Origin of the sequence: Nocardia sp. XZ_19_231 (assembly GCF_015355705.1) — a bacterium.
In the GTDB taxonomy this organism is placed as follows: Bacteria; Actinomycetota; Actinomycetes; order Mycobacteriales; family Mycobacteriaceae; genus Nocardia; species Nocardia salmonicida.
This window is the reverse complement of sequence record NZ_JACUZI010000001.1, coordinates 1,359,255-1,380,643: the sequence shown is the minus strand read 5'-3', so window position 1 is coordinate 1,380,643 and position 21,389 is coordinate 1,359,255. Positions and strand designations below refer to the sequence as shown.

The window sequence follows — 21,389 nt, the reverse complement described above, 5'->3', positions numbered from 1 at the left end:
TAGACGGATATGCCGAGCACCAGGTCGCGCTACCGTGGCATGACCGGGCTCAGCGGAAAGTAGGAACAGCTGTGGACAGCACGACGATTGCACGGCAATGCACACTGTGCGAGGCACACTGCGGAATTCTGGTCACCGTCGAGGATTCGCAGGTCACCCGCATCGAAGGCAACCCTGACGACGTGCTGTCGAAGGGCTACATCTGCCCGAAGGCCACCGCCATGGGCGGTCTGCACCATGATCCGGACCGGCTGCGGACACCGATGCGCCGCGTCGGCGACACCTTCCAGCCCGTCGGCTGGGACGAGGCATTCCGAGAGATCGGCCAGCGTTTGCGCGCGGTCCGGTCCGCGCACGGTTCCAGCGCCACCGGGATGTACATCGGTAACCCCGCCGCCCACAGCTCCTCGGTGATGTACGGAGCGCTGCTTCGGACCGCCCTGCTGACCCGCAACTTCTTCTCCGCGTCCTCGATCGATCAGTTCCCGCAGGAATTCGTCGCGTGGCGGATGTTCGGTTCGAACGTTCTCATGCCGGTCACCGATATCGATCGCACCGACCGGCTGGTGGTGCTCGGCGCCAATCCCGCGGTATCCAACGGATCGATCACCACCATGCCCGGCGCGAAAACGCGGATCAAGAACGTCCGCGCACGGGGCGGCACGGTGGTCGTGATCGACCCGCGCCGCACCGAAACGGCCAGGCTGGCAGATGAGCACGTGGCGGTCCGTCCCGGCGGCGATGTCTACCTGCTGCTCGGGATGCTGCATGTGCTGATCGCCGAGGAGCTGTGCGACGAACGGGCGGTGCGGTCACTCTGCACCGGCTGGGACGAGCTCGCCGAACTGGTCGCCGATACCACCGCGGAACGCATGGCGCCGCTGGCCGGCGTCGACGCCGATACCATCCGACGGCTGGCCCGCGACCACGCGGCGGCGCCCTCCGCGGTGTTGTACGCACGGATCGGGGTGTGCCAGCAGGTGACGGGCACGCTCACCCACTGGCTGGTCAACACGATCAACGCGGTGACCGGAAATCTCGATCGAGCGGGCGGTCAGATGTTCGCCTCCCCGGCCGTCGACGCCGCCCGCTACGCGAAGTACCTGCCGATGGGCCACGGCGCGTGGACCGACCGGTCCGGCGTACACAAGTCGTTCCGCAGCGAACTGCCGGTCGCGGTCCTCGCCGAGGAGATCCTCACCCCCGGACCGGGTCAGATCAAGGCGATGATCACCTACGCGGGCAATCCGGTGCTCTCGACACCGCAGGCGGACAAGCTCGACGCCGCGCTGGAGTCACTGGATTTCTACGTGGCTGTGGACATGTACGTCACCGAGACGACCCGGCACGCCGACTTCATCCTGCCGCCCGTCTCGGCGCTGGAGCGCGAGGAACTCAGCCTGCTGTTCCCGATATTCAGCGTTCGCAACAACGCCCGCTACGACGCCAAAGTCTTCGAACCATCGGCCGACGGACTCGAGGACTGGCAGATCCTGGCCCGACTGGTGACCGAGGTGGTACCGCTGCCGCTACGACGGTTCGCCGGACGCGCGCTCAACGCCGCGTTCGAACAGCTCAGTCCCCTGCGATTGACGGCGGCGGCCGTCGCGACAGGCCCCTACGGCGTCCTGCGCCGCGGGCGAAAAGGGCTGACGCTCAGCAAGATCCGCGACACACCGGGCGGTGTCGACCTCGGCCCGTTGCAGCCACGGCTGCCCGAACTGATCGGCACCAGCGACCGCAAGACGCACTTGGTGCCCGAGGATTTCCTGGCGGCGATGCGCACGGTCCTCGACGAGACGACCGCGGCGCCGGAACCCGGCTACGACCTCCAACTCATCGGACGGCGCCACCTGCGCAGCAACAACTCCTGGCTGCACAACATCCCGTCGATGGTGAAGGGCCGTGACCGCTGCACCGTGCTCATCCACCCCGACGACGCCGCCGCCCGTGGTCTCGCCGACGGCGATCCGGCGACGATCGAATCCCCCGTCGGTTCGATCGAGATACCGGTGGAGATCAGCGGCGATATTCGCCCCGGGGTGGTGGCGATCCCGCACGGATGGGGGCATCGCGAACCCGGGGTCGGCTGGACCGTCGCGGCGGGACTGCCGGGCGCCAATGTCAACCTGTTGCACGACCCGGCCCGCATCGACCCGCTGTCCGGCACCTCCGCGGTCAACAGCACGTGGGTGCGGGTGAACCCGGTCGAGACCGAAATCCCGGACGCCACAACGCGATCCGAGGTCGCCGCCGCGCCGCGGTGAACCCGATCAGGAATCCGGGTCCACCGCGTCGGGTTCAGCGAAAGCGCAGGTTCGCGGTGGCGAGACCGAAGATCTTGCGACCGCCGGACTTGGCGACGATGGCGATCACCGCGCTGCGGGTGGCCGGGTCGAGCGACTTCACGCGGCCGACGTATTCGACCTGGCCGCCTTCCCTGCCGACGATCGTGTAGGTCGACAGGCGAACGCCGTAGCGGGTGACAGCGCCGGGGTCGCCGGACCAGGTGGAGAGGAAGCCCGCGCCCAGACCCATCGTCAGCATGCCGTGGGCGATGATGTCGGGCAGGCCGGCCAGCTCGGCGATCTTCTCGTCCCAGTGGATCGGGTTGACGTCACCGGAGACACCGGCGTAATTGACGAGGTCGCCGCGCGAGAGGCGGGCATCGCGCAGCGGGAGTTCGTCGCCGACGGTCAGTTCGTCGAACGACATCGTGGTGTTCGGAACGCGGGCGCCGCCCTCGACGGACAGCGGAACCTCACCCTCGGGACGCAGCGTGGTCTCCACGACGGCGTTCTTGTCGGCGCTGTAGATACTCACGCCGTGCACCATGATGTTCTCCACCGCGGCGGTGATCGCGGGATCGACCCCGTCGTCACCGGTGATGCCCACGACAGTGGTGTGCATGATGTGGACGGTCTCGCCGAGCTCGTCGACGAAGGTGTTGGTGACAGTGATCAGGTCCTTGCCCGCAATCGTGCGCACCGAGGAGAGCTCCACGTCGACGACGAGGCGGTCACCGGCCACGATCGGCTTGTGCTGTTCGAAGACCTGCTCGGTCTGCACGAACATGTCGTAGCCGACCACCACCGTTTCGAACAGCAGCCTGTTGGCCGCCATAGCCGGGATGGACACGAACGTCAGCGGCGCGACCAGACCCGGGTAGCCGAGCGCGGCAGCCGCCTCGTCCTCCCAGTGCGCGGGGTGGAAGTCCTGGACCGCGCGAGCGTATTCGCGGATCTTCTCGCGGCCGACCTCGTAGACACCCTCTACCCGGTAGTAGTGCCCTACCTTCGACGCAGTATCAGGGGCATCGACGGGCGGGACATCGACTACGGAAGTCACTATGAATCACCTTCGTTCGGGGAACGGACACCCGGCAGGCTAGTCGACGCGCAGGCGGACCGGGCATTCCTTGGCACAGTTCACAGTTCTGTCGCCTTCCCTCGCGCTCAGAAGGAGGGTACGTCGCTGGTGCTGGCATTGCCACCGATAGAGGGTTGCAGCGTGATCTCCCAGTCGGAATCACCGTCGAACGGGTCGTCGAACTTCTGGAACTCGCGCTCGCGGGTGAAGGCGAGCGTCGCCTCGTCCCAATCCTTGCCGGTCTTGAGATAGACGTAGTAGGTGCCGTCGATGCCGTCGAGCGTGGCGTTGGAATTGCCCTGGACGTAGATGGTGGCCTGCGGCTTCTTGGGATCGCCGTTGGTGACCACGACCGCGAAGTCGTCGCTGTTGCCGTTGACGATGTCGAGCTTGCCCGCGCCGACCAGCCCGTCCTGCTGGACCACCGCACCGTTCTCGCCTCGGCGGTTCAGCACCGGCGCCGCGGGAGTGGTCGCGCGCACGGTCGTGGTGGCCTTCGACGAACTGCTCGTCGGCGTGGCGGCGACAGACGTGTCCGAACCCCCGCAACCACCGACCAGAAGCACAACCGCGATCGCGGAAATGGCATACCACTGACGATTCGACATCGATCCCCACCCCGTGTTCCTTGACCGATCTCCCCGACCGGCCTCCTCGCACAGTATTGCTCGAGTTTCGCCGAATTGTCAGACGGAAAGCCTTGCCACATTATCTGGAATGAGTCATAATCTGGAATGTGTCCATACAATCGGACTTCGAACAGATGCTGCGCGCAGCCTCACTGCGCGTCACCGCGCCACGCCTGGCGGTGCTCACCGCAGTGCACCAGCATCCGCACGCCGACACGGACACCATTCTGAGCCGAGTCAGAGCCACCCTCGGGGCCGTCAGCCAACAGGCCGTCTACGACGTACTGCGGGCACTAACCAGCGCCGGACTGCTCCGGCGGATCCAACCGATGGGCACCGTCGCGCGCTATGAGACCCGCGTCGGTGACAACCATCATCACCTGGTGTGCCGATCCTGTGGGGTGATCGTCGATGTCGAGTGCGCCGTCGGCGACACGCCCTGTCTGACTCCCCTCGACGACCGCGGTTTCGTCGTCGACGAGGCAGAAGTCATCTATTGGGGCAGGTGCCCCGACTGCACGACATCACCATCACTCTCCTGAAAGGATTCACCGTGCCCGAGGAACACCCACCTATCGCGGAAGCCAACACGGAAGCCGGTGACAGTGGTTGCCCCGTCATGCATCGTCCGTTCGCCTCCACCGACGCGCGCGGAGCGAACAGCGAGTGGTGGCCGAACCAGCTCAATCTCACACTGCTGCAGAAGAATCCGCCCTCGGTGAACCCGATGGGCGAAGACTTCGACTACGCGGCCGAATTCGCCACCCTCGATCTGGCCGCGGTGAAGGCCGATATCGAGCAGGTCATGACGACCTCGCAGTCCTGGTGGCCCGCCGACTTCGGCCACTACGGCCCGTTCTTCATCCGGATGGCCTGGCACTCCGCGGGCACCTACCGGGTCGGTGACGGCCGCGGCGGCGCGGGCGCGGGCCTGCAGCGCTTCGCCCCGCTCAACAGCTGGCCCGACAACGCCAGCCTCGACAAGGCGCGCCGCCTGCTGTGGCCGGTGAAGAAGAAGTACGGCCGCAAGCTCTCCTGGGCCGACCTCATCGTCTACACCGGCAATGTCGCGCTCGAGTCGATGGGCTTGCCGACCTTCGGGTTCGGTGGCGGCCGCGTCGACGCGTGGGAGCCGGAGGAAGACGTGTTCTGGGGTCCCGAGCGCACCTGGCTCGGCGACGAACGCTACAGCGGTGACCGCAATCTCGACCGTCCGCTCGCCGCGGTCCAGATGGGCCTGATCTACGTCAATCCCGAAGGCCCCAACGGCAATCCGGATCCTCTCGCCGCCGCCGCCGACATCCGCGAGACCTTCGCCCGGATGGCGATGAACGACGAGGAGACCGCCGCGCTCATCGCCGGCGGGCACACCTTCGGCAAGACCCACGGCGCGGGCGACGCCGACCTGGTCGGCGTCGAACCGGAAGCCGCGCCGCTGGAAATGCAGGGGCTGGGCTGGAAGAGCAGCTTCGGCTCCGGTGTCGGCGAGGACGCGATCACCAGCGGCCTGGAAGGCATCTGGAACAGCACCCCCATCACCTGGGACAACAACTTCCTCGAAACCCTTTACGGGTTCGAGTGGGAACTGTCTAAGAGCCCGGCGGGCGCGCATCAGTGGATCCCGAAGGACGGCGCGGGCGCCGATACCGTGCCCGATCCGTTCATCGCGGGCAAGAAGCGCGCGCCGGTCATGCTGACCACCGACCTGTCGCTGCGGTTCGACCCCGTCTACGGGCCGATCACCCGCCGCTGGCTGGACAACCCCGCGGAGTTCACCGACGCGTTCGCGCGCGCCTGGTACAAGCTCACCCACCGCGATATGGGCCCCGTCGTGCGCTACCTCGGCCCGCTGGTGCCGTCCGAGGAACTGCTCTGGCAGGACCCGGTTCCCGCCCAGAACGGCCCGCTCATCGGCGACACCGAGATCGCCGCCCTCAAGGGCCAGATCCAGTCCTCGGGACTGTCCATCGCCCAGCTGGTGACGACGACGTGGGCGGCGGCCTCGTCGTTCCGCGGCAGCGACAAGCGTGGCGGTGCCAACGGCGGCCGGATCCGGCTGCAGCCGCAGGCGGGCTGGGCGGTCAACCAGCCCGACGAGCTCGCCCAGGTGGTGCGGGTCTACGAGGGCATCCAGGACACGTTCAACGCCACGGGCGGCGTGCAGGTGTCGTTCGCCGATCTGGTCGTCCTCGGCGGTGCGGTCGGTGTCGAACAGGCCGCCCAGGCCGCCGGCTTCCCGGTGACGGTGCCGTTCACGCCGGGCCGCACCGATGCGACCCAGGACCAGACCGACGTCGAGTCGTTCGACGCGCTCGAGACCGCGGCCGACGGGTTCCGCAACTACGTGTCCAAGGACGCGCAGATCCCCGCGGAGTTCCTGCTCATCGACAAGGCGAACCTGCTCACGCTCAGCGCACCCGAGATGACCGTGCTCATCGGTGGTCTGCGCGTGCTCGGCGCGAACTACCAGTCCTCGTCGCTGGGTGTGTTCACCGAGACCCCGGGGGCGCTGACGAACGACTTCTTCGTCAACCTCCTCGACATGGGCACCGAGTGGACGCCGTCGGCCACCGACGACAACGTCTACGAAGGCCGCGACCGCGCCACCGGTGCGGTCACCTGGACCGGTAGCCGGGTCGACCTGGTGTTCGGCTCCAATTCGCAGCTGCGAGCGGTGGCCGAGGCCTACGCGACCGACGACGCGAAGGAGAAGTTCGTGCACGACTTCGTCGCCGCGTGGACCAAGGTGAGCAACCTGGACCGGTTCGACGTCACAGCCTGATCCGAACAGCGAAACACCCTGCGACGCACAGTGCGTCGCAGGGTGTTTCGCTGTCGTCAGGACTCCGCGAGCTCGGCCAGCCGGTCCACCGAGGCCTGCAGCTTGTCGGCGGTCGTGGCCTTGGCCCGCACCTGCCGCAGCTCGTCGTGCAGTTCGGTCCAGTCGTAGGTGTGGGTCACCCGGGTGTGGGTGTCGTCGATCGGCTCGAGCTCCCAGCGCCACAGGTGTCCGGGCGGGGTCTTGTCACGCTCGGACGGGTTCCACGCGATGCGGCGACCCTCCTCGAACTCCACGATGTGGTTGTCGCGGTCGGCACCGTTGGTCAGCGTCGTGGTGAACACGTCACCGACCGCGCGGACCCGCTGGCCCGCGCTCGCCTGCGCGAGGTTGTCGTTGCCGTCCCAGCGGGGCTGCTGCTCGGGATCGGCGATCAGGTCGAAGATCGCGGCGGGGCTCGCCGCGACGTCGCGGGAGGCGTGGACGATGCGTGGCACGTCGATGGTTTCGGTCACCGCGCGATAGAACCAGCAGCTCACCCACCCCGGCAACCATTCCGCTCGAGGCAGCGATTAAGTGCCTGCCCCAACGATCTTGATGAGCACCGCATTCCGGCGCTGTCCACGGCATATGCGTCGAAGTCGTGACGTACTCTAACGTTGCGGGGTGCTAGGACATTCACATGCGACGAGTGGGGCGCTGGCCTGGGCCGGTACTGCCGCGGCGTTACCACTCACGGTCGCGGCTTTCCCTCTGTTCGACAGCGAGACAACGCAATTCGGCATCGCCGAACTCATCATGGGCACGCTGCTCACCGCGGGTGCGGCGCTGCTGCCGGACGCGGATCATCCCAGCGGCACCATCTCCCACGTGCTCGGCCCGGTGTCACATCACCTGTGCCGGTTCATCTCCTGGGCGTCGGGCGGGCATCGTCACGGAACACATTCGCTGCTGTTCGTCGTTGCCGCGGTCGCGGCGACCTGGGCGGGCGAGCACTATCTCGGAAGGCCGTTCACGCTGGGCCTGGTGTTCTTCCTCCTCGCGCTGGCGGTGCGTTCGCTGCACCTGTGCCCGCCGGGGAAGAGTGTGCGGACCTACGGAACCGTGATCGTGCTGGCCACGGCGGGAACCTTCGCCGTCGATCACTGGATCGTCGATCGGCCGGTGTGGCTCCCGATCTGCGTGGGCCTCGGATGTCTGGCGCACCTGCTCGGCGACTGCCTGACCGACCGGGGCTGTCGACTGCTGTGGCCGTTTCCGTTGCGTACCCGGGTGCCACTGATCGAGCGGACCGGGAACCGGGTCGAGACCTGGGTCATCTCCCCCCTGTTCGTGCTCGGCACGATGGGCGCGCTCTGGTACGCGATCACGCACCAGCCGTGATCACCGGGGCGGCGGGGCTCCCGCCGTCCCGAGCCCGGTCGGCGCAGCCGGCCCCCTTGTCATCCTGACGCAACTACATTCGTTGATGCGCATATCGCTGTATCACGATGTTATTTGTGACCCGCCCCAGACCCAGCGGCTCGGCATCGTCGCAGGTCTCGAAGCCGCCCCCAGATCGAACGTCTTTCAGTGCACAGTTGTACTCTCAGGGCTGTGACGGAGCAGCTCCCCCAATCCCAGGCCGAAGTACAGGCGCTCACGCGGCTCGCCGGTGACGAGTTCGTCGGTGCGGTCGACGGGATCGCGGCCATCCACCGCGCCATCTCCGATCGGGTGTTCGCGGCGGTGCGGTTCGGCGTCGGACCCGCGGCGGCTCCGGTGAAGATCGTGCACGACGCAATCACCGACGGCATATACGCGGCCGTCAGCGGCACCGGATTCGTCGTCGGCGAGGTCGCGAGCGCGGTCACGCTGCCCGGCGTCACCGCGCCGTCGCGCACGGTGTGGGGCTCGGGCGTACTGGCGGCGATCCAGGGGCTGATCGGTGACTCGCTCGAAGACGAGACCCCGATCCTCTCCTCCCCCATGACCTTTCGCGTCGACGGCGTTCCTGTTCCGCCCGAAGAGTTCGCCGCCCACGTCCCGGTGCCGACGACCAGACTGGTCGTGCTCCTGCACGGACTCGTGGAGACCGAACACTCCTGGCGCCTGGGTCACCGCCCCACCTACGGCGAGCGCCTGGAAGCCGATCTCGGCTATATCCCAGTCTTCGTCCGCTTCAATTCCGGGCTGCACATCTCCGAGAACGCCGCCCAGCTCAGCGCCCTGCTGACCCGCCTTGTCGACAGCTGGCCGATGCCGGTGCACGAGATCTGCCTGGTCGGGCACTCGATGGGCGGACTGATCATGCGCAGCGCCTGCCATCAGGCCGAGGAGTCGGGCCAGGCGTGGGTGCGATCGGTGCGACAGGTCGTGTGCCTTGGTTCCCCTCATCACGGTGCGCCGCTCGAACAGTTCGTGCACTACGCCTCGGCCGCACTGGACCGGCTGCCCGAGACCCGGCCGCTGAGCACCCTGCTGCGCAGGCGCAGCGCGGGCATCCGGGACCTACGTCAGGGTTCGCTGGTCGACGAGGACTGGCGCGACCTCGATGTGGACACCCTGCGGGCGCGGGCGGTCAAGGAAGTGCCGCTGCTCGCCGGCGTCGAGCACTACTTCGTCACCACGACCATCACCCACAGCCCGAAGCATCCACTCGGCGTGATCATCGGCGACGGCATGGTTCTCACCGGAAGCGGGTCGGGACGCGGACGGACCAGGCGCCTGGATTTCGACGCGGTCAACGGCCTGCACATCCCCGGGGCCAACCACTTCAGCCTGCTCAATCACGACGCTGTCTACGATGCGCTGCACAGCTGGTTGTCGAGCACGCCCCGCCGCTCGCGTCAGGTGGATACGCTGTGGCCATGACTCTCGACCACGGCGATCCGGGCGACGCACCTGCCATTCCGCTGCCGACCGCTCCCCTGGCCAACGAGGCCCGCCCCTCGCCGGCCGAAGAAGCCAGAACCATCGCGGCAGGCACCAATACCGGCACCCTGGCCAGCCTCACCGCCGACGGCGCACCGTGGGCCTCGTTCATCACCTACGGATTGCTCGACGGCGCACCGGTATTGAGCGTGTCGCGGCTGGCCGAACACGGCCGCAATCTGGCCGCCGATCCGCGCGCCAGCATCGCGATCGTCACGCCCGACATTCCAGCCGACCCGCTCGCGGGCACCAGGATCACCCTCGCGGGTTTCGTGGAACGGCCGACCGGCGCCGAGGCCGAAGCGGCCCGCGCGGCCCACCTGGCGGCGATCCCGGCGGCCAAGTACTACATCGACTACAGCGATTTCACGCTCTGGGTGTTGCGGATCGAACGGGTGCGCTGGGTCGGTGGCTACGGCCGGATGGATTCGGCCTCCGCGGCCGATTACCTTGCCGCACAGCCGGACCCGATCGTCGCGCACGCCGCGCCCGGCATCGCGCACCTCAACGCCGACCACGCCGAAGCACTGCTGGCGATGGCCCAGCAGCTGGGCGGCTTCCCCGACGCCATCGCCGCCACCTGCGAGCGCGCCGACCGCTACGGCCTCGACCTACGCGTGGAATCCCCCCGCGGAGTGGCGCGCACCCGGGTCGGCTACGCCGCGCCGCTGTCGGAGATCAGCGAATTGCGCGCGGCGACGGTCGAGTTGGCCAAACGGGCCCGCGCGACGGACTGATCACGCCTCGTACAGCTCGAGCGGCAGGTCGTCCGGATCGAAGAAGAAGGCCATCTGTTTGCCGGTGTGTTCATCGGTGCGCAGTTCCTCGGTCCGGACGCCACGGGCTCGCAGCTCGTCGAGGGCGGCGGGCACGCTCGCGACCGCCAGAGCCAGGTGCCGCAAGCCTGCCGCTTCCGGCCTGCTCGACCGTGCAGGCGGGTCGGGAAACGAGAACAGTTCGATGCGGACCCCGCCGGGCAGCTCGATGTCGAGCTTCCACGAATCGCGATCGGCCCGGTAGTTCTCGTCGATGACGGTGCCGCCGAGGGTTTCGGTATAGAAGCTTCTGGAGCGGGCGTAGTCCGTCGCGATGATCGCGATGTGGTGGACGCCGAGAAATCGCATGTCGCTCGCCCGCTCAGGTCCAGAGCACCGCGACCAGCACGTTCACGATCGCGAGGCCACCGGCGGCATCGGTCATCCAGTCGATCTGCTTGCCCCGCTTCGCATCGCCCCTGCCCATTTCGGCGAACGCGGCCACCGCGAACGCGACCGCCAGCTTCACCGCCAGCTTCGCCGTATCCGGCTCCTTGTCGAGCGAGTCGATTCCCGAAGCCATCCCGGCCAGGATCACGCCGGTGATCAGCTGCGCGCGAGCACCCCACACCATCAGCTCCGACACCACCGGGCGCCCTGCGACGTAGCCACCGACCACCGCGGCCATGCCGAGCAGATGGGTGACGACCACCAGGTTGTAAACGAATTCCATAGCTGCGAAGCGTAGTTCAGACGAAAACGGCCGGTACCCGAAGGCACCGGCCGGTTCAGACGAACTTTTCCGTGGGGGGCTCAGACCACCTGCTGGTCCAGCAGATGCGCGTCCTTGCGGACACCGAAGGCGGTGATGACCTCCATGACACCGATGATGATCAGGAAGATGCCGACGACCCAGACCAGCGTGGACAGCGACGAGATCGGCCACACGATCAAGACGACACCGGCCAGCGCGCTGATGATGCCGTAGAAGATCTGCCAGCCGCGGCCGGGCACGCCCGACTCCGAGAGCGCGGCGAAGAGCACGGCCACGCCACGGAACAGCCAGCTGATACCGATCCACAGCCCGAGCAGCACGATCGAGGCCAGGTCGTCGCGGAAGCAGAAGACGCCGATGATCAGCGACAGCACACCGCTGATGAACGACAGCACGCGAAAGCTGGTGCTCGGCAGATGAGTGAAGGCGGCGATCAGCTGGAAGATTCCGCTGACAACCATGTAGATACCGAACAGAATGCCCGCCACGAGCAGTGACGGACCGGGCCACACCAGCACGATGATGCCGAGGACCACCGCGAGGAGGCCGGTGACCAGAATTGTTTGCCAGGTCTTCTTGGCAAGAGCCGTCAACGGGCTCCCTATCACGGTATTTGTCGTCATAACGAGATGTTATGCCCGGTCGCTCCGGTTTTCCGGAAAATAGCTGGGGCTGTCATCGTGTCGCGATCTGGCGGGTCGCACGCCGCGGCCGTCGAACCGGCCCGCCACATCGTTGCCCTGGCGAAAAGTTTGGTCGGCGACCGTCTCGGGTAGATGAAGAATGTGTCGGTTGTACTCGTGCTGCAAGCTCGTGGCCTCGGTGAGCTTCTCTCCGCGGTCCCGGCTCTGCGTGCCCTGCGCCGGGCCGAACCACAGAAACGGATCGTCTTGGCGGCGCCGCATCGGTTGGAGCAGATCGTCGACCTGATCTCCTCGGTCGACGAACTCGTCGCCACCGCCGATCCGGCCGCCTTGATCTGGGATGGACCCGCGCCCGAATTGGCGGTGAACCTGCACGGCCACGACGGCGACAGCGCACGAGCGCTGGCCGATACCGGGGCCGAGCGGATCATCGGCCATCGAACGCCCGCCCTACCCAAGCTCGCCGGTCCGCGCTGGGATCCGGAGGCGCATGGGGTCGACCGGTGGTGCCGCCTGCTCGAAGGCGAGGGCATCGACGCGGATCGACGCAACCTAGGGCTGGTTCCGCCGGTGGCCTCGATCAGCCGCCGTGACAGCATCGTCGTCCACATCGGTGCGGGTGCGCCCGCGCGCCGGTGGCCGCCGGAGCGATTCGCCGCGGTGGTGCGGCACCTGCTGGTACTGGGCCGCGACGTGGTGCTCACCGGCGACCCGTTCGAGCACGACATCGCTCGACAGGTGGCCGCGCAGGCCGGCCTGCCCGACGACCGCGTCCTCGCGGGGAGACAGAACCTCACCGATCTCGCGGCGACGGTGGCCGAAGCCGCCCTCGTGATCAGCGGCGATACCGGTGTCGCCCATCTGGCGACGGCGTTCGGCACCCGCACGGTGCTGCTGTTCGGTCCGACACCGCCGCGCCGTGGCGGCCCGCCCGCACACCTGCTCGGCAGGCACGCGGTGCTGTGGGCCGGACAGGTCGGCGATCCCGACGGCCTCTCACCCGACCCTGGCCTGCTGCGGATCGGCGTGCCCGAGGTGATCTCGGCGGTCGACATGCAACTGGACAAGCAGGCCTGGGCCGAATCCGGCAGGTCGCGCTACCGCCGAGTGGGCTGAGCCGGGTCGTCGCCGACCGCGTCCCGCAGCGCGGCGGCATGGGCCGCTAGGGCGCTCGGCCAGTATTTGTCGAGGTAGTCGCGGGCATCGTTGAGGCCGCGGGGGTCCAGGGAGTAGAGGTGCCGGTTCCCGTCGCGACGCATGCGGACCAGGTGGGCCTCTCGTAGCACGCGCAGGTGCTGTGACGCGGCTGAACTGGTGATTCCGGTGGCGGTGGCGAGGTCGGCCACCGAGCGGGGACCCTGCGGCAACGATTCGAAGATCGCGCGCCGGGTGGGGTCGGATAACGCCGTGATGGCACGGACTCCGTTAGCGTCCACTGAATCAGTGTCCCCGGGATGCGATATTTCGGCAACGATCTTGACCAGCGACATTTCACCCGGTGAGTCCGAGGATGCCAGCTATCGTTAGGCTATTGTTATAGATCAACTGGGGTTTTGCCGCTTCGTGATCGCAGCCACAGGATTCGCCGCGAAGGTTACGGTTTAGCTACGTTCTTAAACATGTTCGTGACCAACCCGTTATCTGCTCGAGTCTCCGACGCCTTCGCAGGTCGTTGGGGAGGCGTGGTCGCGGGTGCGGTGGCTTTGTCCGCACTCGTGGGTACCTCCGTCGCCACTTTCAGTGAGCCCGAGAGCCCTGTCCCCACTACCACGATCGCCGCGGATACCACCGAGGCCATCAACACGGGCCAGTCACCGTACCGCTTCACCGCGTACACCCCTGCCGAGGCCCAGGGCCCGCAGGGCGTGACCCCCGCCCCCGCCTCCGCCCCGATCCCGTGGGAAGAGCACCGCGAAGCGGTCGGCCTTGAACTGTCGGCGCTGCCGTTCATCGCTCCCCCGCCGCCGCCGCGCCCGCAGACCGTTCGCCCGGTCAGCGGCAGGCTGACCTCCTACTACGGCGCCCGCTGGGGCACCGCGCACAACGGCATCGACTTCGGCGACCCGGTCGGCGCACCGATCTTCGCCGTCACCGACGGTACCGTGATCGAAGCCGGTCCGGCTTCGGGCTTCGGCCTGTGGGTCCGCGTCCAGCAGGACGACGGCACCATCGGTGTGTTCGGCCACGTCAACGACATCCTGGTTCAGGTCGGTCAGCACGTCAACGCCGGTGACACCATCGCCACCGTCGGTAACCGTGGCAACTCCACCGGCCCCCACCTGCACTACGAGGTGCACGTGCCGGACGGCTCGCTGTACGGCGCTCCGATCGACCCGCACCCGTGGCTCGCCGCGCGTGGGATCGACGCCGGCGTAGCCCAGGACTGATCCTCACCCACTGATCGCCGCCCGACGCGCGATCAAGAATTCCCGAAGCCGCGCGACCGCGAGCGTCGAGTCATGGTCTCCCGAGACCAGGCCGACCTCGCGGTCGCGTTCGCCATCGATGGGGATCACCGCCAGGTCGGGATTCGCGACCTCGGCGGCAGGCAGGAGCGCGACCCCCTGCCCGAGCGCGACCAGGGCGCGCAGAGTTTCGAACTCGGTGATCTCGAATACCACTCGTGGTGTGAACCCCGCTGCGGCACACCAGGTGTCGAGCAGGGTGCGCAGCTGATAACTTGGCGGGTTCGCGATGAACGCCTCCTCGGCCAGTTCGGCGAGGTCGATGCGGGTGCGCCGCGCCAGCGGATGCGCGCGCGACACGTGCAGGTCGATGCGCTGACGTCCGAGGTCGACCGTCGGCAGGTCGGACGGGGGCGGGATCATCACCGCGAGGTCGAGCCTGCCGTCGCGCACCTGCTCGGCCAACGCCTCGCCGTGTGCCTGCACCAGATGCAGCCGGATCCGCGGCGCGCGGGTATGGAACTGCGCGAGCAGCGAGGGAATGCTGACCGGGCCCAGCGTGAGCGGGAACCCGAAACGCACCAGCCCGCTGTCGGGGTCGGCGTCGGCACGCACCCGGTGCACCGCGTCGTCGAGTGCGCGCACCAGCCCGCGCGTGCGTTCGTAGAGGTCACGACCCTGCGGGGTGAGCGTGACGCCGCGCCCGACCGGCTGGAACAGGGCCACTCCGAGTAGGTGCTCCATCGTCTTGATGCGGCGGCTCAGCGAGGACTGCGGCACGCCGAGACGCTGGGCGGCCCGGGTGAAGTGACCTTCTTCGGCTGCCGCGTCGAAGGCGGAAAGCAGCGGGGCCAGCGCCTGCGCTCCCGACTCCGATGAATCATCCATATCCGGATCATATACTCGGCGATTCCGTGTTGGACGGATCACTGCTCCCGGCGTGACGATAGGGGAACACAGCTCACGGGAGGTTCGACAATGAACGACACCACACCCATCCGGTCCGAATCCGGCAGTGGCGAAGACATTCTCGACGCGGTGCTGATCGGCGGCGGCATCATGTCGGCCACGCTCGGCGCCCTGCTGAGCACGCTCGCGCCGGACTGGTCGATCGCACTGTTCGAGCGCCTCGGCGAACCGGCGGCCGAGAGCAGTCATCCGTGGAACAACGCGGGCACCGGACACTCCGGGATGTGCGAGCTCAACTACATGCCCGACCCGAGCGAGGGCGCCAAGGCGGCCGGGATCGCCGACCAGTTCGCGCTCTCGCGCCGGTTCTGGTCCGCGCTGGCCCACCGTGGCGAGCTGGAGCCCGCCACTTTCCTCACCCCGACACCGCACGTCACGGCGGTGTTCGGCGAGGCCGATATCGCCTACCTGCGCCAGCGCTACGCGACACTGCGGGAACTGCCGGCCTTCGCGGAGATGGAATACACCGAGGACCGCGCGGTGATCGCCGACTGGGCACCGCTGCTCGTGCGCGGTCGGGCCGACGGCGAGGCGATGGCGGCCACCCGGCACACCGCGGGCACCGATGTCGACTTCGGCGCGCTGACCAGGTCGCTGTTGTCGACGATGCGCGCGGCGGGCAACGCGGTGCGGATGCATCGTGAGATCACCGGCCTCACCCGGGGCAAGGACGGACTGTGGACCGTGCGCGGGCGCGATCTCGACAGTGGGCGGCGGTTCCAGGTGCGGGCCCGGTTCGTGTTCGTCGGCGCGGGCGGATACGCGTTGCGGCTGTTGCAGCGGGCCGGGCTACCGGAGGTGCGGGGGTACGGAGTGTTCCCGCTGGGTGCGCAGTTCCTGCGGACCGACAATCCCGAGGTCGTCGCCGAGCATCACGCCAAGGTCTACAGCCAGGCCGCGCTGGGCGCACCGCCGATGTCGGTGCCGCATCTGGATCGTCGTGAGGTCGACGGCATGGGCGCCTTGCTGTTCGGTCCCTACGCGACCTTCAGCACCCGCCTGCTGCGGCACGGCAAGCTCACCGACCTGTTCACCACCCTGCGCCCGCACAATATCGTCCCGCTGGTCGCGGTCGGCCTGCGAAACTTCGATCTGGTCCGCTACCTCGTCACCGAACTGCTGGCCTCACCCCGGCGCAAGTTCGCACAGCTGCAACGCTTCTACCCGACCGCCGACCCCGCCGACTGGACCTTGATCCAGGCCGGGCAACGCGCCCAGCTGGTGAAACCCGATGGCCGGCGCGGCGGAGTACTCGAATTCGGCACCGAACTGGTCTCCGGTGCGGACGGCAGCATCGCCGGGCTCCTCGGCGCCTCTCCCGGCGCCTCCATCGCACCGTCGATCATGCGGGATCTGCTCGAGCGCTGCTTCCCCGAGCGCCGCTACGAGTGGGCCCCACTGCTCGCGGAATTGCTCCCGCCTACCGGAGCGACCACGAAGGTTTCCTCGTAAGCGACTGTCGCACAACTGAATCCGCACCCCAGCGGGAGTCGGGGTGCGGATTGCGTCATCGTGGGGCCGTCAGGAGTGCGCCGATCAGCCGGTGGCTGCGGGCGGTCATCTGAGCGGCCGTCTGATCGGGGTGGCGCAACCACCACAGGACCAGCGAGGTCACCGCGCCCATCCAGACGTCGGTCAGCGCGGACAGGTCGGTGGGGTCGGTGAGCTCGACAGCACCGATGGCGTCGGCGACACCGCGGGCGGCCTGGGCGGCAATCCGGCGACGGGCGGCACGGACGGCGTCGGCGGCGGGCCCGTCGTCGGGGTGGGATCGATCGAAGAGCACAGTCCAGTCGTGCGGGCGCGGCGCCAACGCGACGAAAATCGCGTCGAGGGTACGTTCGGCCTTGCTGATACCGCCCGTCCCGCCGATGGCGGACTCGATCGCGTCGAACAGCACACCCGCCGCCCGGTCCACGCAGGCGATGTAGAGCCCGTCCTTGGAGTGGAAATAGGTGTACACCAGCGGCTTGGACACTCCGGCGCGCTGCGCGACGTCGGCGAGGGAGAGCCCCGCGTAACCCACACGGCCGATCTCGGCGACAGCCGCGTCGAGGATCTGCTGTTCGCGCTCGGGGCGCGGGACGCCCTTGGTACCGGCTGTGCTCACCCAGCCATCCAACCATTCGACCCCCCGCCGGTTGACACCCAATTGGCCTCTTTGTAATTTACTATTAAGTAAATTAGCTGTTCGTCCCACCGCTCGACTCGACAGGAGTCCCCGTGTTCGCCGAAGTCGCACAATCGGTGCTGCTCAATCCGCCCGCCCTTCCCGGCATGCTCGCGCGATGGGTCCGTGGTGAGCGACAGGAGATCGCGGGCAAGACCGTCGTGTTGACGGGAGCCTCCTCGGGTGTCGGTAAAGCCGCGGCGCATACCCTCGGCCGACAAGGGGCGCGGGTGGTTCTCGTCGCCAGGAACGCCGAACCACTGGCCGAGGTGCGCGACGCGGTCCGCGCCGACGGCGGCAATGCCGAGATGTTCACCTGCGACCTCGCCGACGCCGAGCAGAACGACGCACTGGCCAAGGCCCTGCTCGAGCAGTTCGGAACCGTCGACGTGCTGGTGAACAACGCGGGCCGTTCGATCCGCCGCGGCGCCGCCGACACCACCGACCGGTTCCACGATTACGAGCGCACCATGGCGCTGAACTACTTCGGGGCGACGCGGCTCACGATGGGGCTGCTGCCGTCGATGCTCGACGCGGGTACCGGGCACATCATCAATGTCGCGACGTGGGGTGTGGCCGCCGGGTCGATGCCGCTGTTCACCGCTTATCACGCGTCGAAGGCGGCGCTGGGGGCGTTCGGACGCAGTCTCGGCGCGGAGACCAGGCGCCGCGGCGTGCACGTCACCACGATCGGCTATCCGTTGGTCCGCACGGAGATGATCGCACCCACCGGCAAATACGCCGACGCGGCAGCGCTGTCGGCCGAGGAGGCCGCCGACTGGATCACCACCGCCATCCGGACCCGTCCGGTCGAGCTGTACCCGACCTACACCCGAGTCCTGCAGGCACTCGCGCTCGTCTCCCCCCGTGCGGTCGATGCCGCGATCTGGCGCATGGGAATCTGAGAAAACCCCTAGAACTCGGGTAGGACGACCCGTACCCCGGTATCGGAGTCGAACCGTTCCGCAGCGGGACGTGATGTGGCGCACCGGATTTCTACCTTCGATCCATGGCGACGATCGATCTCACCCACACCCTGTCTCGGATAAAGTTCCACAGTGCGCGCGATGGCACCGACCGCGCCCCCTGGCACGGCCCGCTGCTGGTGAATTCCGCGCTCATGGCCGCGTTGGTCGTGGTGTCGATCGTCGGGATGGTGGTCGACGACCGACTGCTGCTCGGCGAGTCGGTGTGGCTCAAGCCTGCCAAGTTCGGCCTCGCCTTCGCCCTCTACGGCGTGACCCTGGCCTGGATTCTGCGGCTGCCGCATCGCGGGCGGCGTGCCACCTGGTGGCTGGGCACCGTCTTCGCGATCACCGGCGTCGTCGATGTGGGGTTCATCGCGATGCAAGCGGCGCGCGGGACGTTCAGCCATTTCAACGACTCCGCCGATCCGGTCAACGAGATCGGGCAGCAGGTGTTCGCCTCCGGCGTGCCCGGATTGTTCCTCGCGAATCTCGTCCTGGCGGTGATCATCTCCTGGCAGAAGCTGGCCGACCGGCCGACCAGGATCGCGTTGAAGGCGGGACTGTGGCTGGCGGTGACCGGGATGGCGCTCGGATACCTGATGGGGCTCACCGGGCCGCAGCTCGTCCGCCAGGCCGATGGCACCGTGGTGGGATTGGTGGCCGGTCACACGGTGCGCCCCGGCGATACAGCACGTGACAGTGCCGCGGGCATGCCGATCACCCACTGGAGCACCATCGGCGGCGACCTGCGCATCCCGCACTTCGTCGGCCTGCACGGCATCCAGGTGCTTCTCCTGCTCGCCGTCGTCCTGGTCGCCCTCGCGCCTCGATACGCCTGGTTGCGCACCGAGACGACCCGCGCCGCCCTGCTCGTGGTCGCCGTCCTCGGCTACTTCGGCCTGCTCACGCTCGTGGCCTGGCAGGCGCTGCGCGGACAGGCCCTCACCAGCCCCGACCTCGCGACCGCCGGCGCCGCCGCGGCCCTCGTGCTGTTCGTCGCAGGGGGCGTCACCGCCGTGTACCTACGTTCGCGCGAGGCATTGTCGACCTGACGCCGTTGTCGCCCGCCCGATGCCGAGGCCCCGTGTTCCCCCACCGAATCACAGTGGGAAGCACGGGGTTTCGCGCATTCAGCGGAGTCGTTCAGCTTCCCGCGCCAATTGCACCAACGTCGCGCTCAACTGCGCCAACTCCGCCGGGGAGGCACCCTCGCCCACCGCCGTCGCCACATCCTCGGCCGCACACCGCGCCGCGAACCACCGATCTGCCAGATCCGCGGCTTCCTGCGCGGTCAGCACGACCGCGTCCTCGGGAATCCCGGTCCCCTTGAGACTGCTGCGGTGTTCATAGGCACGTTGGCGGCACGACTGGCGGCAATAACGGCGACGCCGACCCGACTCCGAATCCACGATCTCCCGCCCGCACCACAGGCAGGACAGCAGGCGACTGCGCGACATGATCGGAAACCCTATCGGCCCGCGCCGGTCTTCGCCGGTTCAGGTCTCGCTGAGCGGGCACCCTCGGCGATATCGACCCACCGCCACCACAGATTCGGGGGTTGCTCGGCTTACCTCGCCCTACGACTACAATGGAACAGTTCAGACCTCGCGCGCGTTGAAATAGTACTTAGTCCTGTTTTCGGCGCGCCTCCGCCGATGGACTGACCGAAGGGTGCGACGAAGGAGTGCCCGTAGGGAGGGAAGAGGCGGAGTTAAGCGCCGAAAACCGCGGCCCCGGCCGCCATATATACAGGAGCACACATGGCAGATCGCGTACTCCGGGGCAGTCGGCTCGGAGCGGTGAGCTACGAGACCGATCGCGACCACGACCTGGCCCCGCGTCGGATCGCCCGCTACCGCACCGACAACGGTGAGGAATTCGACGTCCCGTTCGCCGACGACGCGGAGATCCCGCCCACCTGGTTGTGCCGTAACGGCCAGGAGGGGCAGCTCATGGAGGGCACCTCCGTGGAGACCAAGAAGGTCAAGCCGCCGCGCACCCACTGGGACATGTTGCTGGAACGTCGCAGCAAGGAGGAGCTCGAGGAACTGCTCAAGGAGCGCCTCGACATCCTGAAGACCCGCCGCCGCGGGTAAGACGGTTCGACCGCACAACGCCGAAGGCCGCCTCCCCCATCGGGGAAGGCGGCCTTCGGCGTTCGAGGGCTTGTTCAGTGGCTCGCAACCTTGCGGTACTGCAGTAGGGCGGCCGGCATCGCGATGGCCAGAATGACCAGCGAGCAGATGATCGCGTAGAGGATGCAGTTCTCCGCGGCCCAGCCCGTCGCCGGGACGAAGGTGGGGGGCGAGTCGTTCTCGAAGAGTTTGCGACCCGCTGCCGAGACCGCGGTGATCGGGTTCCATTCGGCGATGGCGCGCAGGGGTCCGGGCAGCGTTTCGGCGGAGATGAACGCCGAGGAGATGAACGTCAGCGGGAACAGCCAGATCAGGCCCGCGCTCTGTGCCACTTCCACCGTCGGCGAGACCAGACCGGTCAGGGCGCCGACCCACGACATCGCGAACGCGAACAGCAAGATGATCGAGAAGGCGATCACGGCGTCGCCGAAGCTGCCGTGGATGCGCCAACCCACGATGTACCCACAGATCGACATCACGCCCAGGCTCACGATATTGACGACCAGGTCCGACAGGGTGCGCCCCATCAGGACCGCCAGCCGCGACATCGGCAGCGTCCGCATCCGGTCGATGATGCCCTTCTGCAGGTCACCGGCCAGCCCGACGGTGGTGAACGCGGCATTGAACGCCACGGTCTGGGTGAAGATGCCCGCCAGCAGGAATTCGCGGTACTGATCGCCGCCGAGCGAGGCACCGAAGATGTAGGCGAACAGGAACACGAACATCAGCGGCTGGATGGTGGCGGTGACCAGCAGCGTCGGTACTCGCAGGATGGTGAGCAGGTTGCGGTAGGCGACGATCGCGCTGTCACGCACGAACCGGGCCCGTGGTTCCATCTCCTCGGGGCCGGCCGACCGCGGGGTGGTCGACTGGACCGG

At 67.7% G+C, this 21,389-nt stretch carries 23 protein-coding genes; 12 read left to right on the top strand and 11 right to left on the bottom strand.

Translation table 11 applies throughout. The features are described from left to right. Positions 1–71 precede the first annotated feature (71 nt). A complete protein-coding gene (locus tag IBJ82_RS06195; protein WP_194824900.1) occupies positions 72–2,267 on the top strand; it encodes a molybdopterin oxidoreductase family protein in 2,196 nt (731 codons plus the stop codon). A gap of 34 nt (positions 2,268–2,301) precedes the next feature. Here IBJ82_RS06195 and IBJ82_RS06190 read toward each other — a convergent pair whose 3' ends face one another. Continuing rightward, positions 2,302–3,348 (bottom strand): fused (3R)-hydroxyacyl-ACP dehydratase subunits HadA/HadB, encoded by a 1,047-nt coding sequence (locus IBJ82_RS06190; RefSeq protein WP_194824899.1) that lies wholly within the window; start codon positions 3,346–3,348, stop codon positions 2,302–2,304. 107 nt (positions 3,349–3,455) lie between these two features. Continuing rightward, positions 3,456–3,977, bottom strand: coding sequence for a hypothetical protein (locus tag IBJ82_RS06185; protein WP_194824898.1), 522 nt, complete (start codon positions 3,975–3,977; stop codon positions 3,456–3,458). Between the two features lie 155 nt (positions 3,978–4,132). Between IBJ82_RS06185 and IBJ82_RS06180 the strand changes: the two genes are divergently transcribed. Then, the gene (locus tag IBJ82_RS06180; RefSeq protein ID WP_228536761.1) at positions 4,133–4,540 is read left to right on the top strand and encodes a Fur family transcriptional regulator; all 408 of its coding nucleotides are present in this window, start codon (positions 4,133–4,135) and stop codon (positions 4,538–4,540) included. A gap of 11 nt (positions 4,541–4,551) precedes the next feature. Beyond that, positions 4,552–6,780, top strand: a complete 2,229-nt coding sequence (gene katG, locus IBJ82_RS06175) for a catalase/peroxidase HPI (RefSeq protein ID WP_370585168.1) — start codon at positions 4,552–4,554, stop codon at positions 6,778–6,780. 56 nt (positions 6,781–6,836) lie between these two features. On the opposite strand, the gene IBJ82_RS06170 is transcribed toward katG, so the two are convergent. Next, positions 6,837–7,292 (bottom strand): SRPBCC family protein, encoded by a 456-nt coding sequence (locus tag IBJ82_RS06170; RefSeq protein ID WP_370585167.1) that lies wholly within the window; start codon positions 7,290–7,292, stop codon positions 6,837–6,839. A gap of 151 nt (positions 7,293–7,443) precedes the next feature. Between IBJ82_RS06170 and IBJ82_RS35315 the strand changes: the two genes are divergently transcribed. From IBJ82_RS35315 to IBJ82_RS06155, 3 genes are all read left to right on the top strand, one after another. Then, positions 7,444–8,160: a metal-dependent hydrolase gene (locus IBJ82_RS35315; protein WP_194824896.1), complete on the top strand. Its 717-nt coding sequence runs from the start codon at positions 7,444–7,446 to the stop codon at positions 8,158–8,160. A gap of 213 nt (positions 8,161–8,373) precedes the next feature. Further along, positions 8,374–9,630, top strand: coding sequence for an alpha/beta hydrolase (locus IBJ82_RS06160; protein ID WP_194824895.1), 1,257 nt, complete (start codon positions 8,374–8,376; stop codon positions 9,628–9,630). Continuing rightward, entirely contained in the window at positions 9,627–10,427 is an 801-nt protein-coding gene (locus IBJ82_RS06155) for a HugZ family protein (protein WP_194824894.1), read from the top strand. The genes IBJ82_RS06160 and IBJ82_RS06155 overlap by 4 nt, the downstream gene beginning before the upstream one ends. Here IBJ82_RS06155 and IBJ82_RS06150 read toward each other — a convergent pair whose 3' ends face one another. From IBJ82_RS06150 to IBJ82_RS06140, 3 genes are all read right to left on the bottom strand, one after another. Continuing rightward, positions 10,428–10,814, bottom strand: a complete 387-nt coding sequence (locus IBJ82_RS06150) for a VOC family protein (protein ID WP_194824893.1) — start codon at positions 10,812–10,814, stop codon at positions 10,428–10,430. A 13-nt stretch (positions 10,815–10,827) separates the two neighbouring features. Next, on the bottom strand, positions 10,828–11,178 hold the full coding sequence (locus tag IBJ82_RS06145) for a hypothetical protein (protein WP_194824892.1): 351 nt from the start codon (positions 11,176–11,178) through the stop codon (positions 10,828–10,830). Between the two features lie 80 nt (positions 11,179–11,258). After that, complete coding sequence (locus IBJ82_RS06140; RefSeq protein WP_194824891.1) at positions 11,259–11,843, bottom strand: HdeD family acid-resistance protein; 585 nt, start codon at positions 11,841–11,843, stop codon at positions 11,259–11,261. A 162-nt stretch (positions 11,844–12,005) separates the two neighbouring features. Here IBJ82_RS06140 and IBJ82_RS06135 point away from each other — a divergent pair, with 162 nt between their 5' ends. Next, positions 12,006–12,980 carry a glycosyltransferase family 9 protein gene (locus tag IBJ82_RS06135; protein WP_370585206.1) on the top strand — a complete coding sequence of 325 codons (975 nt, stop codon included), beginning with the start codon at positions 12,006–12,008 and terminating at the stop codon, positions 12,978–12,980. Here the strand turns inward: IBJ82_RS06135 and IBJ82_RS06130 are convergent. Beyond that, complete coding sequence (locus tag IBJ82_RS06130) at positions 12,962–13,300, bottom strand: helix-turn-helix transcriptional regulator (protein ID WP_056815240.1); 339 nt, start codon at positions 13,298–13,300, stop codon at positions 12,962–12,964. The two genes, IBJ82_RS06135 and IBJ82_RS06130, sit on opposite strands and share 19 nt — an antisense overlap. Positions 13,301–13,483: 183 nt before the next feature. Here IBJ82_RS06130 and IBJ82_RS06125 point away from each other — a divergent pair, with 183 nt between their 5' ends. Next, the gene (locus IBJ82_RS06125) at positions 13,484–14,251 is read left to right on the top strand and encodes a M23 family metallopeptidase (protein ID WP_194824889.1); all 768 of its coding nucleotides are present in this window, start codon (positions 13,484–13,486) and stop codon (positions 14,249–14,251) included. A 3-nt stretch (positions 14,252–14,254) separates the two neighbouring features. Here the strand turns inward: IBJ82_RS06125 and IBJ82_RS06120 are convergent, their stop codons facing one another. After that, positions 14,255–15,157, bottom strand: coding sequence for a LysR family transcriptional regulator (locus IBJ82_RS06120; RefSeq protein WP_194824888.1), 903 nt, complete (start codon positions 15,155–15,157; stop codon positions 14,255–14,257). 90 nt (positions 15,158–15,247) lie between these two features. On the opposite strand from IBJ82_RS06120, the gene mqo reads away from it, so the two are divergent. Beyond that, the gene (mqo, locus tag IBJ82_RS06115; protein WP_194824887.1) at positions 15,248–16,690 is read left to right on the top strand and encodes a malate dehydrogenase (quinone); all 1,443 of its coding nucleotides are present in this window, start codon (positions 15,248–15,250) and stop codon (positions 16,688–16,690) included. 55 nt (positions 16,691–16,745) lie between these two features. Here the strand turns inward: mqo and IBJ82_RS06110 are convergent, their stop codons facing one another. Continuing rightward, a complete protein-coding gene (locus tag IBJ82_RS06110; protein WP_194824886.1) occupies positions 16,746–17,348 on the bottom strand; it encodes a TetR/AcrR family transcriptional regulator in 603 nt (200 codons plus the stop codon). A 113-nt stretch (positions 17,349–17,461) separates the two neighbouring features. Between IBJ82_RS06110 and IBJ82_RS06105 the strand changes: the two genes are divergently transcribed. Both IBJ82_RS06105 and IBJ82_RS06100 read left to right on the top strand, forming a co-directional pair. Further along, positions 17,462–18,313 (top strand): SDR family oxidoreductase, encoded by an 852-nt coding sequence (locus tag IBJ82_RS06105; RefSeq protein WP_194824885.1) that lies wholly within the window; start codon positions 17,462–17,464, stop codon positions 18,311–18,313. Positions 18,314–18,417: 104 nt separating this feature from the next. Then, positions 18,418–19,428, top strand: coding sequence for a hypothetical protein (locus tag IBJ82_RS06100; RefSeq protein ID WP_194824884.1), 1,011 nt, complete (start codon positions 18,418–18,420; stop codon positions 19,426–19,428). A gap of 78 nt (positions 19,429–19,506) precedes the next feature. Here the strand turns inward: IBJ82_RS06100 and IBJ82_RS06095 are convergent, their stop codons facing one another. Continuing rightward, positions 19,507–19,833 carry a hypothetical protein gene (locus tag IBJ82_RS06095; RefSeq protein WP_056809772.1) on the bottom strand — a complete coding sequence of 109 codons (327 nt, stop codon included), beginning with the start codon at positions 19,831–19,833 and terminating at the stop codon, positions 19,507–19,509. Between the two features lie 303 nt (positions 19,834–20,136). Between IBJ82_RS06095 and IBJ82_RS06090 the strand changes: the two genes are divergently transcribed. Then, positions 20,137–20,472, top strand: coding sequence for an RNA polymerase-binding protein RbpA (locus IBJ82_RS06090; RefSeq protein WP_056809774.1), 336 nt, complete (start codon positions 20,137–20,139; stop codon positions 20,470–20,472). A gap of 74 nt (positions 20,473–20,546) precedes the next feature. Here IBJ82_RS06090 and IBJ82_RS06085 read toward each other — a convergent pair whose 3' ends face one another. Beyond that, positions 20,547–21,347 carry an ABC transporter permease gene (locus IBJ82_RS06085; protein WP_056815247.1) on the bottom strand — a complete coding sequence of 267 codons (801 nt, stop codon included), beginning with the start codon at positions 21,345–21,347 and terminating at the stop codon, positions 20,547–20,549. Between the last annotated feature and the right edge of the window lie 42 nt (positions 21,348–21,389).